Origin of the sequence: Pseudovibrio exalbescens DSM 16456 (genome assembly GCF_000422785.1) — a bacterium.
Lineage (GTDB): Bacteria > Pseudomonadota > Alphaproteobacteria > Rhizobiales > Stappiaceae > Pseudovibrio > Pseudovibrio exalbescens.
This window is the reverse complement of the sequence record NZ_AUGS01000002.1, coordinates 1-15,637: the sequence shown is the minus strand read 5'-3', so window position 1 is coordinate 15,637 and position 15,637 is coordinate 1. Positions and strand designations below refer to the sequence as shown.

The window sequence follows — 15,637 nt, the reverse complement described above, 5'->3', positions numbered from 1 at the left end:
CAACCAGTCATTCCTGATCAGGTCTTGATCTACCGGCGTTTCTGCCGTGCATTCGCCAGATAGTCAATCTCAAACAGATCCGGATTGGTGGGACCGTTTTCCTCCACATTGTAGATGGCGACCGAGGTGTCATAGCCTTGATTGTCGCGCACGGTCCATTGCTTGAGCTTGAAGTTCTTGGTGTCGAAAATCAGGGTCAGGCGACCGGATGCAAAGCGTGTCTTGTCGTCAATCACGACCGAAACCAGGTCCTCTTCCACCTCGACAGCGGTTACATTGGCATCGCGGGTCAGGTCAATCTGGTCTGCCAGCAAGAACCGCAGCGGCGTTTGCGACAAAGGCCAGATGTCCTGTGTTTGCAGTTTCCGGTCCTTGATGGAAATCATGTCTCCATCCGCAATGATGTCGAGGCTGGACGGTTTGTTGTAGTAAAACCGCAGCTTGCCTGGGCGGTGGATGAAAAACTGTCCCTCCACGCGGCCCCCGCTGGGACCAAACTGGATGAACTCACCACGCATGGTCTTGACCGAGTTGAAGCTGCTGTTGATCGCCTTGATGGCCTGCGCCTTGCTGGGTGCCTGGGCGTTGGCGTCGCTTGTGATGAAGCTTGCCGCAACCAATCCAAGTGCAATGGTCATGCATGCAAACATGCGCTGCATCCAGTTGACACTTCCGTGGCGATTGAAACTCATCAAGTAAACTCCAAAATCATCAGGTTGGCGCTCTGTGTTGCGCTGGTTCGGACCTAAGACACACCTTTGGCAAAGTTGGGGCATTCGCCATTAAATCTTGTCCATGTTTAACCTATCATGTCTTCATCTTCGGTGCGCAGCAAGATTTCGCGTTTGCCCGCATGGTTTGCCGGGCTGATGATGCCTTCTTGCTCCATCCGCTCAATCAAGGATGCGGCTCTGTTGTAGCCAATGGACAACCGGCGCTGGATGTACGAAGTGGAGGCTTTCTTGTCCCGTGCCACGATCGCGACCGCCTGATCATAAAGGTCATTGCTGGCATTGCCGCTGCCTGCAGTCAGGCCGTCATAGCTCCCGCCTTCATCCTTTTCTTCGGTTACTTCTTCCAGATACTGCGGCGTGCCTTGTTCCTTCAGATGGTTCACGATTTCCTCCACTTCGTCATCGGAAACGAATGGACCGTGAACTCGCTGGGTGCGACCGCCTCCGGCCATGTACAACATGTCACCCATACCCAGTAGCTGTTCAGCCCCCATCTCGCCGAGAATGGTGCGGCTGTCAATCTTGGAGGTGACCTGGAAGGAAATACGGGTCGGGAAGTTGGCCTTGATGGTGCCGGTAATCACGTCCACGGATGGGCGCTGCGTTGCCATGATCAGATGGATACCTGCCGCACGGGCCATCTGTGCCAAGCGCTGGATGGCGCCTTCGATGTCCTTGCCAGCGACCATCATCAGGTCAGCCATTTCATCGACAACCACGACGATGTACGGCATTTTTTCCAATGGCAGTTCTTCTTCCTCGAAGATCGGCTCGCCGGTATTGCGGTCGAAACCGGTTTGAACCGTACGGGTAAAACGCTCGCCCTTTTTCATGGCCTGTTCAACACGGGTGTTGTAGCCATCGATGTTGCGTACACCCATCTTGGACATCTTCTTGTAGCGATCCTCCATCTCCCGGACGGTCCACTTCAAGGCAACGACGGCCTTGTTGGGGTCCGTGACCACCGGGGTCAGAAGGTGAGGAATCCCGTCGTAGATGGACAATTCCAGCATCTTCGGATCGATCATGATCAGCTTGCACTGTTCCGGTGTCAGTCGGTAGAGCAGGGACAGGATCATCGTATTGACCGAGACCGACTTACCGGAACCGGTAGTACCGGCAACCAGCAGGTGAGGCATGCGGGCCAAGTCCGCAATAACCGACTCGCCGTTAATCGTCTTGCCGAGGGCCATGGCAAGCTTGGCCTTCGATTTCTCAAAGTCCTGTGCTGCCAGGATTTCACGGAGATAAACGGTTTCCCGGCGGGCATTCGGCAATTCAATACCAATGGCGTTCTTGCCCGGAATCACGGCAACGCGGGCTGAAATGGCGCTCATGGACCGTGCAATATCATCTGCAAGGCCAATCACGCGCGATGATTTGATGCCCGGAGCAGGTTCAAGTTCATACAGCGTCACAACCGGGCCGGGCCGTACTTCAATGATTTCGCCCCGCACACCAAAGTCACTCAGAACACCTTCCAGAATGCGCGCATTCTGTTCCAGCGCATCCTGACTGAGTTGATGTTGACCGGTGGCCTCAGGCTTGGTCAGGAGAGCCAGAGGGGGGAACTCATAGTCCGGTGTGTGCGGCAACGGCAAGCGGCCCTGAGCTTCTTGCTGGATGCGCTGACCGGGTGCCGGAGTGGGGGCTTGGGGCACCACACGGCCGGTTGGTGTCGTTGATGTGGGAACAGGGGCTGGTTCTGTCGGGCTTGCGATGCCGACTGGCCGCACGGATGCACCCTGTTGAGGAGGCGCGACTGGTTGAGTTGGCTGCTCAAAGGGAGCCTCGAAATAGTCCGGGTCGCCTTCTTCGTCGTGTGCCGCGTCATCCTCATAGAACGGGTGATGAGCCGGATCCGGATCTTCCCAAGGTGCAGGGTGCGGGTCCATGCCTTCGCCATGATAGGAGGCAGGAGCGGCATCGTAAGGTTCAGCGCCGGCCTGTTGTGGTTCATATCCTTCCGGGGCTTCATAGGCGACCTGGCCGCGTTCGTAAAATTCGCGCAGGCCATCGTCGTCTTCCGGCAGCAACCGCGCCGCCAGTTTGCGCCGCAACCGGGTCATCAAGGTTTCTCGGGTTGCCGGTGGAGCGATTTCGTCTTCGTACTCCGGGGCGTCATAGCTCGCGTCATCGGCGTAGGCATACTCTTGCGCATACGGTTGGTCGACGTAGTCGGGCTCCGGCTCATAGGCCGGGGTCGGCGCGGGGTGTGCCTTGGAGCGGAAGAAGGTGCGCTTGATTGCGCTCACGGCCATCAGCTTCCAATGCGAGAGGGCTCCGATTGCTGCAGAGAGGCGCCCATCCTCGTTGTCGTCTTCATCCTCCTCATAGTCATCATAGCCCTCATAGGTCGGGGCGGTCATGGCCATGGCGGTGGGTTCATCGTCGATTTCGGCCGGCGTGCGCCCGATCCAGCCGGAAGCGTGGGCCATCAGGAACAGCGCGGGCAGTCCAAGGCCAACGGTGCCCACGAGCATCTTGGCACCGGAAGTCAGGCCATTGAAAAACGTGTTGGGGACCGAGAAAATCCAGTCCCCCATGAACCCACCCATTCCGGTGGGAAGAGGCCAGCCTTCAGCCACTGGCAGAGCTGCCAATGCACCGGAAAAGATGAGCGTTCCGGCGAACCAGGAAAGTACGCGCCGGCGCGTTACATGGGAGCGATGGTGCCAGAATATTCGCCAGCCCCAGACCAAAACAGGGAACAAGACGATGGCGGTGGCCAGGCCGATGGATTGCATCAACAGGTCCGCCAAAATGGCACCAACCGTTCCCAGAGCGTTGCGCACCGGTTCTGTTGTCGAATGACTCAAGCTGGGATCATTGACGGACCAGGTTGCCAAGGCCGCGGCAAAAGCGATTGCCACTGCGATGACCCCGAGACCGCACAGGGAAATGAGGTTACGTTTGATCAAGCGCTTGATGGGGCTCTCGGTGTCCTCAAGCGAAATGGTAGATTTGCGAGTTGCGTGCATGGTCGAGGCTTGATGCATTCGATCACTCCAGACAGGTCACGATGCGCTTGAACGCTTCGCGGCTGATGTCGAGGCTATCCACGAGGGCAAGGCGAATGTAGGCAGCGCCGGGGTTGGTACCATCGGGCATGTCCGAGGCGATGTAAGCACCGGGCAGGACCTTTACACCTGCCTCCCGCCACAGCTTTTCTGCGGTTTTGATGCCGCCGCCCCAACGCGAGGTATCGAGCCACAAAAAGAAGCCGCCGTCGTTCATGACCGAGCCGAACAGCGGGGAGAGGATTGCTTCTGCGGCTTCATACTTTTCGTTGTAAAGGCGCCGGGTTTCGATCACGTGTTCTTCATCGCCATAGGCTCTAACGGCCACGGCTTGTGCGGGTAGCGGCACTTGCGGGGAGGCGATGTTTCGGAAGTCTGCATAAAACTGGATGAAGTCCGGATCGCCCGCCGCAAAACCACAGCGCAATCCGGGCAGGTTGGAGCGCTTGGACAACGAATTGAAGGTTACAACATTCTTGAATGTGCCATCGAGTGCATGGGCCGCTTCCAGAACGCCCGTTGGCGGTGTCGTGCGGTAGATTTCCGAATAGCACTCATCAGCAAACACCATGAAGTTGTGTTTGCGTGCGAGGCTGATCAGCTCTTTCCAATAAGCCATTGGCGCCACGGTGCCTTGGGGGTTGGCTGGCGAGGCAAAGTAAAACGCAATCGTGCGGTCCAGAAGTGTCGGGTCCAGTACCTTGAGATCTGGAAGTACCCCTGTGCCTTGCTCGGGAAGCAAAACCAGTTCCGCTCCAGCCATGTGGGCGCCGGCTCCGTAGGACTGATAAAAGGGGTTTGGCAGGATCACGGCGGGCTTGTCTCCGGTCTTGCCGAGATAGTCGCGGGCACTGACGCAGGCAGTTACCAACCCTTCGCGGGAGCCATTGAGCGGAATCACACTGCGTTCGGCGTCAAGGGACTGGCCCAGACCATAGCGGTTGCAAAGCCAGGCTCCGACGGCCTCACGGAACGCCGGTGTGCCGTGGATTGGAGGATACTTGCGGAATCCCTCCCGGTTTTCCGACAGGACCTCCATGAAAAACTGGGGTGGCTCGTGTTTGGGCTCACCAATCGTGAGAGTGATGGGCTCAAGCGCGGGCTGAATGCCCTCTAGCTGGACACGCAGACGCTGGAAGGGGTTGCCACCGGAGGCAGGCTTTTTTTGACTATTCGACACCGGGGTTCTCGTCTTGATGAATTCATAGAAACAAGCTGTCCGCCAATTTCTAAAGATTTTTGGTAAATCGGGCCTTAACTAAAATGCAGGTCCGGCTCCGCAGGCTTGCATTCCGCAACTCTATTAAGGGAATGTTGGTCATAATTTGGCAGGTTTGAGCCAGTTTTTGTTTGCAGCTCATTGGAAAAAAGGAACGATGATGGAGGCGCAGAATAACGGTGAACGTCCCGTGTTTGCCGTATGTATTGGCAAGGATGGCTCTGTTCGCGAGACAAGTGCGGCTCAAGCCGTGGCGGCAGGGCGTACCGGTTCACCGGATGTTTATTGGCTGCACATCCGTCAAGATCGGCCAGAAGGTGCGGCGGTCCTGGCTCAACTGGATCTGCCGGAAGACATTTGTGCGGAGCTGAAACAGGAGGATGCCCGCCCGCGTTGCACGATCTCTCAAAACGGTGCGCTGCTGAATCTCTATGTGTTTCCTGTAAAGCCAGACGCGCTCGGCGCGACCATTGATCTCCTGAAGTTGTGGGTGAGTGATCGGCTCGTGGTCTCGGTCTGGAACGATACCACAGGTGTCTTGGCAGCACTCGATCTCCAGATCCGGCGAGGTTTGCAGTTGCATTCTGCGGCAGAACTGGTGTCGGCGCTGGCCCTGATCCTCTCTGATCGTGCTGAAGAATTGTCCGAGGCGTTGGCGGACGAGATCGAGGATCTTGAAGACCTCGTTCTGGAACAAGCCTCACAGCCTTGGGAGGCGGAGTTGGCCCGCATTCGCCGGCGTGCCACGGTTATGCGCAGATCCATGTTTGTTCAACGGGACGCCCTTCGGAACTTCGAGATTGAAGATTGGGGGATTGTGAGCCGAACCGCCCAAATACGCCTGCGGGAGGCGGCTGATCGGGTGATCCGCATTGCCGAGGAGATGGACGCCATTCGGGAGCGGGCGGAAATCGTGCATGATCAGGTCATGTACAAACGGTCGGAAATGACAAATCGCTATATGTTGCTTCTGGCCATCATCGCGGCGATTTTTCTTCCCCTTTCCCTGATCACCGGGTTGCTCGGCATCAATGTAGGCGGCATACCGGGCGCTCACAGCCCGTACGGTTTCGCGGCTGTATACGGCCTGCTCGTGCTGGTGGCCATCTTGCAGATCTACCTTGTACGTTTCCTTCGGATCTTCTAGGGCCAACGGCACCGGCTTTCGCGTCAGAAGTCGCTCGCGATTCCTTTCACTTCCCAATCACTGTAGCGTGCGGGGTCCAGTCCGCCGCGGCCATCAACTTCCGTGGGCCGTTGTTTGGTAACCGCATCAATCTGCGCGCGGCGCTCTTCCGCTTCCTTTAGGGCGCGCTGGGCGGCAGGGGGAAGGTCCTCGAACCGTTTCTTCTTCGGCGCAACTTCTTCGGGAGGCGTCGTATCAATGTCATGGCTGCTGTAGTTAAGCGCAGTTTTTGTCTCGTTGTCCGCGGTCATTGGCGACGCCTTTCTGCCTTATTCATCTACGCCATTCGCCTCAGGGTTTTTCAAGGCACGGCGCTGTGACTTATAGTGGTCAAAATTCTATGTAGTCTACGCTCTGGCAACAGGTAAATGGTATACCTACCCTTCAATGTCGAGCGCGACACCCACACATATGGAAAAGTGACAGGCATCCATGCCTGACGGTGTGTTCTTAACAGAGGATCGTACGTCATCATGAACTACTTCCGTACCGCCATGCTGCTCGCTGCCATGACGGCATTGTTCATGTTTGTAGGCTTCCTGATCGGCGGTCAGAGCGGCATGGTTATCGCCCTGCTCATTGCCGGGGCCATGAACCTTTTCAGCTACTGGAACTCGGACAAGATGGTGCTGCGCATGCACCATGCCCAGGAAGTGGATGAACGTCAGGCTCCCGAACTGGTGGGGATGGTGCGCACAATGGCACAGCGTGCCGACCTGCCCATGCCCAAGGTTTATGTCATCAACAATCCGCAGCCAAACGCGTTCGCCACGGGTAGAAATCCCCAGAATGCCGCCGTTGCCGCCACGACCGGCCTTCTGAACTCGTTGAGCAAGGAAGAGGTGGCCGGTGTCATGGCCCACGAATTGGCGCACATCAAGAACCACGATACGTTGATCATGACGATTACCGCGACGATTGCCGGTGCGGTTTCCATGCTCGCCAACTTCGCTTTCTTTTTTGGCGGATCGCGCGATAACAACAATCCGCTCGGCTTTGTCGGGGTGATTTTGATGATGATCCTCGCGCCGTTGGCGGCCAGCTTGGTGCAAATGGCGATTTCCCGAACCCGGGAGTATTCGGCAGACAAGATGGGTGCCCAGATCTGTGGCAATCCGCTTTGGCTCGCGTCGGCCCTCAACAAGATTGCGGGAGGTGCGGCGCGTATTCCCAACGCGGATGCGGAAAACAATCCGGCCACCGCGCACATGTTCATCATCAACCCGCTGTCTGGCGAACGAATGGACAATCTGTTTTCCACGCACCCCAACACGGACAATCGCATTGCAGCCCTTCGGCAAATGGCCGGTGACATGGGCAGTGGCGGCGGCATGGGATTTTCCACGCCCCGTGGTCAGTCTTCTGCACCTGCTCGCGGACCACAGGGTGAAGCGCCGCGTGGCCCTTGGGGAGCACAGCAGCCCCGCAAACCACGTGGACCTTGGGGATAAACCTTCCGTGCCACCCATGCCAACGCAGATCCGCGTCGGCGTGGGCGGCTGCCCACATCACGGCATTTGGCACAAGAGTGAACCGGGGCCATTTCCTTCCGGCGTGAATTGTGTCATTAGGCGTGCCAATATCGATTGACTACAACACATTAGAGAGGCGTTCCTCTCGGCGCGCGGTGCAAATCGCGTGTTTGATAGCTGGATGAAGCGTTAATGAGCGCGAACAATGAAAAACGACAGAACACCGCGCACAAGACGCGTAACACGAAGCGTCGGCAACCTGAAAAAAAGGGCGCCCGTCCTTCGGGCGGTGCAACGGCGGGTTCCCCGCCACCGTCCTCCGCGCCAGAGCCTGGCTACGCAGCGCGCAAGGCAGCAACGGATCTTCTTGGCAAGATCATGTTCAAGCGCATGCCGTTGGATGGAGAGCTGGATCTGCGCAACGGGCACCCGGGGTACAAGCGTCTTGAACCCAATGACAGGGCTTTGGTGCGGGCCATTATCGGCACGGCCTTGCGGCGCCGCGGAGAAATCCAGGTCGTGATTGATGCGTTGCTGGAACGGCCTATCCCGGAAAAAACCGGCCGCGTTTTGGACATTCTTCATGTGGCGCTGACCCAGATCTTTTTCATGTCCATACCCGATCATGCGGCTGTTTCTCTGGCTGTCTCCTTGGCGGGGCGGGATGCGCGCGCCAAGCCCTACAAGGGATTGGTAAACGCCGTGCTGCGCCGTGCAACTCGCGAAGGGCGTGCGATTTTGGAAAGCAGCGGCGCTGCGCATCTGAATGCACCGCAGTGGATGTATGATCGGTGGTGTGAGGTTTACGGCTCTGAAACGGCGGCGGCGATAGCTCAGGCACATCTGATGGAGCCGTATGTCGATTTTTCGATCAAGGGCAATGCATCGGAATGGGCTGAGCGCCTGGGCGGCGTGATCACGGCCGGAGACTCCGTTCGATTGGTGCCGGACGGGTCAATTGAAAACTTGCCGGGCTTTTCTGAAGGGGCCTGGTGGGTTCAGGATGCGGCTGCCGCGGTGCCGGCAAGGTTGCTGGGTGATGTACAGGGTCTGCATGTTGCTGATCTTTGTGCCGCGCCGGGCGGTAAAACCATGCAACTGGCTGCGGCCGGGGCCCATGTCACCGCTGTTGATGTGTCAGCGCGCCGTTTGGAGCGCCTGTCTGACAATATGGCGCGCATGGGTTTTGACGTGGAAACCATCGCCAGTGATCTGCGCAGCTTTGAGCCCAACCAGCCGTTTGATGCAATCCTGCTCGATGCTCCGTGCAGTGCAACCGGCACAATCCGCCGTCATCCCGATGTGGCGTGGCTCAAGCGGGAAGATGACGTGGCCAAACTGGCGGACCTCCAGTACGAACTGCTTACGCGTGCAGCTGAGTGGCTGAAGCCTGGCGGTGTGTTGGTGTACTGCACATGCTCTTTGGAGCAAGAAGAGGGGGAATTGCAGATTCAGCGATTCCTGTTGGAATCCCCGCAGTTTTCCAGAGAACTCTTTGATGCAGCCGCGTTAGGTATGCCCGCAGCCGTGATAAACGAACAGGGTGATTTTCGGGCTTTGCCCTGCCACAACCGGCAGGAAACAGCGCGTTTGAGTGGTTTGGACGGGTTTTTCGCTGCCAAGCTTCGCAAAGCATGAGTGCACTGCGTCTTTTTGAACACACGTGGTGACGTTTCTTAATGATATGGTTAACGAGATTTAAAGGCCTTAGAGGGCAATCCTGTCTTCCGGAACGGTGCAGGCATGAAGGAGGCCTATAGCGGTTATGGCGTTGGGCGCGGTGTCTGAACAGGCGCTTGTTTGGCGTTTGATAGCGCAGAACTTTGTACAGTCTGCTGTGAGAAAGGTACGTGGTGCATCCGCCATGCGTCTTGGCTCGCTGCGGCATGCGCCGTCGCGTCTTCTGATTGCACCGCAGGACTTGCGCACCACAGATTCTACCAATGCAGCAGACATTTATGCCGGGCGCTTCCTGTTTTCCGGCCATCTGGTCGAAACGGGCGGGGAGTCGCCCTTTGAGGTGCATCCGCCAAGTACCGAGTGGGCGCGGGCGCTTCACGGGTTCTCATGGTTGCGCCATTTGCGGGCGGCGGAAACCGCCATGGCACAGCGCAACGCACGGGCGCTTGTCGAAGACTGGATCAAGGCTTGTGGCCGGGGAGACCCGATCGGTTGGCAACAGGACGTTGTCGCCCGTCGCATTCTGAGCTGGATGGCACAGTCTCCGCTGTTGCTTCAAGGCTGTGATGCCGACTTTTATCGCCGCTTCATGCGCTCGCTGGGCAAACAGGTTCGGTATTTGCGGCGCACGGCGGGTGAAACCACCGACGGGGTGCCTCGTCTGACTGTCGCCATGGCAGTGGCCTGTGCAGCAGTTTCGATCGAAGGGCAGGAACGCCATGTCAAAAAGGCGCTGAAGCGTCTCGATACGGAGTTGCAGCGCCAGATACTGCCCGATGGGGGCCATGTTTCCCGCCATCCCGGAGCGGTTCTGGATATTCTGGTGGATTTGCTGCCCATTCGCCAAGCGCTCGTCATGCAAGGTCAATCCGCCTCGCCAGCGATGATGGAAGCGATTGATCGAATGATGCCCATGGTCCGGTTCTTCCGTCATGGCGATGGGTCATTCGCGCTGTTCAATGGCATGGGGGCGACCCCCGGCGACGTGGTTGCCACGGTCTTGGCTTATGATGATGCGCGGGGCGCGCCGTCCCCCAGCGCTCCTTATTCCGGTTATCAGCGTCTATCGGCAGCAGACAGCCTTGTGATCATGGATGCGGGAACTCCGCCGCCAATCCAGTTCAGTGCGGCCGCTCATGCCGGGGCTCTGTCCTTCGAGTTTTCTTCTTTGCGCAATCGCATTGTGGTCAATTGTGGTGTGTCCGCGCGTGACCGCGTTGAATGGCGGTCGGTTGCGCGCTCCACAGCCGCGCATTCCACTGCGTCTGTCGGTGAAACATCGTCCTGTCGCTTTCTAAACAGTGCCCGCTATGAGCGCTATCTGGGCAGTCCCGTGATTTCGGGGCCGAGAAAGGTGCAGGTCGAGCGCCATGATGACGAGTTGGCCGAACGTGTCATAGCAAGCCATGACGGCTATGCGGCGCGGTTTCACTTGATCCATGAGCGGGACTTGACGTTGTCTCGAGATGGAACGGTTCTCGATGGGGTGGATCGGTTTCAGAAGGTCGCGGATCTTACCGGTAACGACCATTATACGCTCCGGTTTCATCTTCACCCTTCGGTCAAGTGCTCCACCTTGAATTCGGGGCAAGCCGTGATCCTGCAATGCCCGGATGGAGAGGCATGGGAATTCATGGCTGAAGATGGTGCGGTCGATCTGGAAGAATCCATCTATCTGTCGGATGTGTTCGGCCATCGGCGCACCAATCAAATCGTGATCTATGGTCGCGCAAGTGAGCGACCCAATGTGACGTGGATGTTCCGCCGTGTGGCGGCGGCCAAAGGGCGGCGCAAGTCTGGATAGTGTTAGCTGGCTCAGGAGAGTGTTACACGAGTGCTCCCCGGGCTCGTGCCTGAAAAAACAGCATTCTCAGCCTTTATAATCTCGCCAAAGCATGGTACGGCCACGCCATCTGCGTAGTTTAACTCCACAAATACATAAGGCTTGAGGCTCATGGCTGTCGTGTCAAAAGGCATACCTGTTCCAGATCTGGTTCCGGTAAAGCGTGCTCTATTGTCTGTTTCCGACAAAACCGGATTGGTAGCGTTCGCAAAGGCGCTCGTGGATCGCGGCGTTGAGCTGGTCTCCACGGGTGGGACACGCAAGGCGATTGCAGAGGCTGGTCTGGCGGTCAAGGATATCGCCGAGGTGACCGGCTTTCCGGAGATAATGGATGGGCGGGTCAAGACCCTGCACCCCAAGGTTCATGGGGGATTGCTTGCCATTCGCGATGATGCTGACCATCAGACTGCCATGGCTACACATGATATCACCGGCATCGATCTTCTGTGTGTGAACCTTTATCCGTTTGAAGATACGGTGGCTTCCGGCGCGGACTATGCCAATGGCGTTGAGAACATCGACATTGGCGGTCCTGCGATGACACGGGCGGCTGCAAAGAACCACGCCTATGTGACCACCCTTGTCGATCCGTCAGATTATGATGCGTTTGTTGATGCGCTGGATGGCCATGATGGCAAGGTGCCGCTTGTGCTGCGAAAGAAACTCGCTCAGAAGGCGTTCGCCCGCACGGCGGCGTATGATGCGGCTGTTTCCAATTGGATGGCTGCGCAGATCGGCGAGAGTGCTCCCGATTATCGGGCCGTAGGTGGCAAGCTCAATGAAGTCATGCGCTATGGTGAGAACCCGCACCAAGCGGCGGGCTTTTATCTGACAGGGGAGCGGCGCCCGGGTGTGGCGACGGCACGCCAGGTGCAAGGCAAGCAGCTGTCCTACAACAACATCAACGATACTGATGCTGCATTCGAGCTGGTTTCGGAATTTGACCCGGCCCGCACGGCCGCTGTTGCGATCATCAAGCATGCCAATCCATGCGGTGTTGCCGAAGCCCCAACGCTGAAAGAGGCCTACGAAAAGGCATTGGCGTGTGACCCTGTTTCCGCGTTTGGAGGTATTGTTGCTCTGAACGGGACGCTGGACGCGGATGCTGCGCTCGAGATTACCAAGATTTTCACCGAGGTCATCATTGCACCAGAGGCGACGGATGACGCCATGGCGATCGTTGCCAAGAAGAAGAACCTGCGTTTGTTGCTGACCGGAGGGTTGTCTGATCCGCGCGCGGATGGCGTTTTCGTCAAGAGCGTTTCCGGCGGTCTACTGGTTCAAAGTCGAGACAATGGGGTTGTCGACGATTTGGAACTCAAGGTGGTCACCAAACGTCAGCCGACAGACCAGGAACTGGCGGATTTGAAAATGGCCTTCCGGGTTGGAAAACATGTGAAGTCCAACGCGATCGTCTATGTCAAGGATGGCGCAACCGTTGGTATCGGGGCTGGCCAAATGAGCCGCGTTGACAGTGCGCGCATTGCTGCCCGCAAAGCCGAGGATGCCGCCGCATCGGCAGGGATCGCAGAACCCTTGACCAAGGGGTGCGTGGTCGCTTCTGATGCGTTTTTCCCATTTGCAGATGGTCTGCTTTCGGCAGCAGAAGCAGGTGCAACGGCTGTCATCCAGCCGGGCGGGTCCATGCGTGATGACGAAGTCATCAAGGCCGCAGATGAGGCCGGCCTTGCCATGGTCTTTACCGGCATGCGTCACTTCCGGCACTAGGGTCCAGCCGTGGTTTGGGCCCGCGGATCAGTCTGCGGGCCTTCTTTGAGATATTTTTACTAGAATTTTCTGGATTTCCGATATTTGCACATTACCTGCAGCTCGTGAGGTTCATGTGAGATCCGGGAGATTCAGTGGTACGCCCGCAGCACCCCCAGACGCGTCAGGTTACATCGTTTCAGACAAAGGCAGCGTCAGCCAGTGACTGGGTGGTGCGCTGGTTTCCTCTGATACTGGGCGGATACTTTCTCCTTCATGTTGGGCTTCGTCTTCTCAGTGCTTCCAATCTGGGTCTGGATGAGGCTGAACAGATTATCGCAGCCCAAAGCTTGGAGTGGGGCTATGGCCCCCAGCCACCTCTTTATTCCTGGCTGGTCATTGCTATGTTTTCCGTGTTCGGGAAAAGCCTGTTCGCTCTCTCTCTTTTGAAAAACAGCCTCCTGTTTTTGGGCTATCTGGGTGTTTGGCTTGCGGCCAAACGGATTGGAGGCCGGGTGTTTGCCGCCGTGGCAACGGCTTCGGTTTTCTTTTTGCCTCAGATATCGTGGGAAGCACAGCGCGCCCTGTCGCATTCAGTGTTGCTGTTTGCTGCCGCGTCATGGACGGTTTACATCGCCCTTTTGTGCTTTGAGCGCCCCGCATGGGGTCGCGCGGTTGCCTTGGGTGCTGTCGTGGCGGCGGGTGTCCTTGCCAAGTTCAACTACTTCTTTCTTCTTGCAGCCATTTGCGCGGCGGGGGCTCTTTATCCGGAGGGGCGCCGATTTCTTCTGTCCAGATATGCTGTTGGAGCGGCGGCCGTCGCTGCTGGGATTCTCGTGTTTCCAGCCTTGTGGATGGTGGAGCACGCAGATCTCCTTTTCTCACGTGTTCACAAGTTCGGCATTCACCGGGGAGAGGCGCCCTGGTATGCGGGGCCTTATTCCTTGGGCCGGGCGGCGATCAGTTTTATCGCTGTTCTGCTTGCCGTGTATTTGCCGGTTTTCTTTTTGAAGAAACCCACAGAGCGAGACGCCAAAGGTGCTTTGGATCGGAGGAAGCTTCGATTTCTAACCGCGGTGTTGGTGCTGGCCTTGGTCCTTGTTTTTGTGGCCATGCTGGTTAGCGGCACAACCGTAGTCAAGGACCGATGGTTACAACCCACTCTGTTCATCACGCCTGTTCTGGTTGTCGGGGCGGCGTGGTCACGCCTGTCGATGGCGCGGTCGGCCGGGGTCTTCGCTCTGGCGGGTGTTTGTTGCCTTGCCATCGTGATTGCCCTTCCCATCAACATGAACCGGGAAAGCTCAAAAGGCCCCAGCGCACACCGTATTCCTTCAGCAGCAATTGCCGAAAGAGTGCGTGAGCAAGGCATTGCGACCGTCCTCGGTGAGCCGAAGGAGTTCATAGGTGCTGTGGGGTATCACTTGGACACGGAAACCATAGCCAGTCCTGAATACGCAGCCCTTCAGGTTCCTTTTGACAAGCCTGTACTTCTGATCTGGCGCTATCCACCGTCCGAGGAGGTTCCACAAAAGCTCAAGGATCTTTATGAGCGCCTCTACGAACAGCCGCTTTTGCGTACCACAGGCACATCGGTGCACCTGCCTTACAAGGGATACAGCGACACTTACTTCTCCTATTATGAACTGGTGGTTCCGGCAGGAGGTGAGAGTTCTAACCGTTAGGGAAGGGTTGTTTGATACTGTTTTCCCATGATCTGAATGGGAGAACGAGCCAATGGCTTATCTAGGCAAACCCCACCGATTCCGGCGTGCGCTCAAGGATCTCAGCCTTGCGTTGGTGAACGCGACATTGATATTGACCATTGTAGCAGCCCTTTCTGTAGGTTGGGCCGTGCATGCGGTCTTGAATGTGGCGGAAACAGCTGCAGAACGCACCACTGTCGCTGTACTGTCTGCCAGCGGTCTGAAGCCAGCAGAATGGCACGAGCAATTGGCCCATTTGAATGATGAGCTGACCGCCCTGCGCCGAGACTGTCACGCCAACCCAAAAGTCGCTGAGCAGTTGTCGCGGCTTTCAACGCAAATCGCTACTATAGAAATGGCGCTGACTCGTTTGAGTGAGCCAGGTACCCTTGTTGACGACGAGGTGTGGGATCAGATCCTTTTTGGGATTCAGCGCCGGGTTCAGAAAATTCGCCAGTCGTTGGAGCAACCGAAGACATGAGAGCCTCTCGAATCGAAGGGTGAAAACCCGCGCTAGTTCGTGTAGCAGTAGACGAACGCAGCTTGTTCTGTCCCTCGAAGCCTGATCCCCAGCGCCTGACGTTCCGGATTTGGCGTTCCGGATTCTGTGTCTGGCACCAAATGGGGTGCCGGCTTTTTCATGCGGCGCTTCGAGTTTCTCTCGGTCTCTTTCTCCCCCTCGGCTGTCCTACCAGTCCTGAACCTCGCTTCTTTTTCAGCTGTCATGTTGGACTTGCTCCGGCCTCCAGATTCACGGGGCCTCGCGGGTGCGCGTAGTTGCTGGTCTGGATCCCGCGTCAAGCGCGGGATGACCTGCGTGGGGTAGGGGCGAGGTTGGATCTTGGTCTTGTTGTTTTGCGTGAGCATGAGGTCGGTAGGGTTTCGGTCGGACAATTTGCAGAGAGTTCATTGTAGGGCTCTGGCCCTTTTATCTTTGCGCCGCGTTGCTGCTGGACCTGATCCTGTTTGCTTTTCGCGGTTCACTTTTGCCCTGTCCTGCCTCGTTGCCCCCGAACCTTCCATCGCCTTCCCCTCGGCTGTCATGTTGGACTTGCTCCGGCATCCAGATT

At 57.2% G+C, this 15,637-nt stretch carries 11 protein-coding genes; 7 read left to right on the top strand and 4 right to left on the bottom strand.

Annotated features, from left to right (window positions below; all coding sequences use genetic code 11):
* Positions 1–29: 29 nt before the first annotated feature.
* From G512_RS0102560 to G512_RS0102550, 3 genes are all read right to left on the bottom strand, one after another.
* On the bottom strand, positions 30–692 hold the full coding sequence (locus G512_RS0102560; RefSeq protein WP_028480340.1) for a LolA family protein: 663 nt from the start codon (positions 690–692) through the stop codon (positions 30–32).
* A 107-nt stretch (positions 693–799) separates the two neighbouring features.
* Positions 800–3,733, bottom strand: coding sequence for a DNA translocase FtsK (locus G512_RS0102555; RefSeq protein WP_028480339.1), 2,934 nt, complete (start codon positions 3,731–3,733; stop codon positions 800–802).
* Between the two features lie 4 nt (positions 3,734–3,737).
* Entirely contained in the window at positions 3,738–4,934 is a 1,197-nt protein-coding gene (locus G512_RS0102550) for an aminotransferase class I/II-fold pyridoxal phosphate-dependent enzyme (protein ID WP_028480338.1), read from the bottom strand.
* A 196-nt stretch (positions 4,935–5,130) separates the two neighbouring features.
* Here G512_RS0102550 and G512_RS19785 point away from each other — a divergent pair, with 196 nt between their 5' ends.
* Positions 5,131–6,120 (top strand): CorA family divalent cation transporter, encoded by a 990-nt coding sequence (locus G512_RS19785; RefSeq protein ID WP_051268813.1) that lies wholly within the window; start codon positions 5,131–5,133, stop codon positions 6,118–6,120.
* A gap of 23 nt (positions 6,121–6,143) precedes the next feature.
* Here G512_RS19785 and G512_RS0102540 read toward each other — a convergent pair whose 3' ends face one another.
* Positions 6,144–6,410, bottom strand: coding sequence for a DUF1674 domain-containing protein (locus G512_RS0102540; RefSeq protein ID WP_036488319.1), 267 nt, complete (start codon positions 6,408–6,410; stop codon positions 6,144–6,146).
* 222 nt (positions 6,411–6,632) lie between these two features.
* Between G512_RS0102540 and htpX the strand changes: the two genes are divergently transcribed.
* From htpX to G512_RS0102510, 6 genes are all read left to right on the top strand, one after another.
* Entirely contained in the window at positions 6,633–7,610 is a 978-nt protein-coding gene (gene htpX, locus G512_RS0102535; RefSeq protein WP_028480336.1) for a zinc metalloprotease HtpX, read from the top strand.
* A 213-nt stretch (positions 7,611–7,823) separates the two neighbouring features.
* On the top strand, positions 7,824–9,269 hold the full coding sequence (gene rsmB, locus G512_RS0102530; protein WP_028480335.1) for a 16S rRNA (cytosine(967)-C(5))-methyltransferase RsmB: 1,446 nt from the start codon (positions 7,824–7,826) through the stop codon (positions 9,267–9,269).
* Positions 9,270–9,396: 127 nt separating this feature from the next.
* Positions 9,397–11,115 (top strand): heparinase II/III family protein, encoded by a 1,719-nt coding sequence (locus tag G512_RS0102525; protein WP_028480334.1) that lies wholly within the window; start codon positions 9,397–9,399, stop codon positions 11,113–11,115.
* A 150-nt stretch (positions 11,116–11,265) separates the two neighbouring features.
* Positions 11,266–12,882, top strand: a complete 1,617-nt coding sequence (gene purH, locus G512_RS0102520) for a bifunctional phosphoribosylaminoimidazolecarboxamide formyltransferase/IMP cyclohydrolase (RefSeq protein WP_028480333.1) — start codon at positions 11,266–11,268, stop codon at positions 12,880–12,882.
* 134 nt (positions 12,883–13,016) lie between these two features.
* Positions 13,017–14,546 (top strand): ArnT family glycosyltransferase, encoded by a 1,530-nt coding sequence (locus G512_RS19780; RefSeq protein ID WP_051268811.1) that lies wholly within the window; start codon positions 13,017–13,019, stop codon positions 14,544–14,546.
* A gap of 52 nt (positions 14,547–14,598) precedes the next feature.
* Positions 14,599–15,048, top strand: a complete 450-nt coding sequence (locus tag G512_RS0102510; protein WP_028480332.1) for a hypothetical protein — start codon at positions 14,599–14,601, stop codon at positions 15,046–15,048.
* The last annotated feature ends 589 nt before the right edge of the window (positions 15,049–15,637 follow it).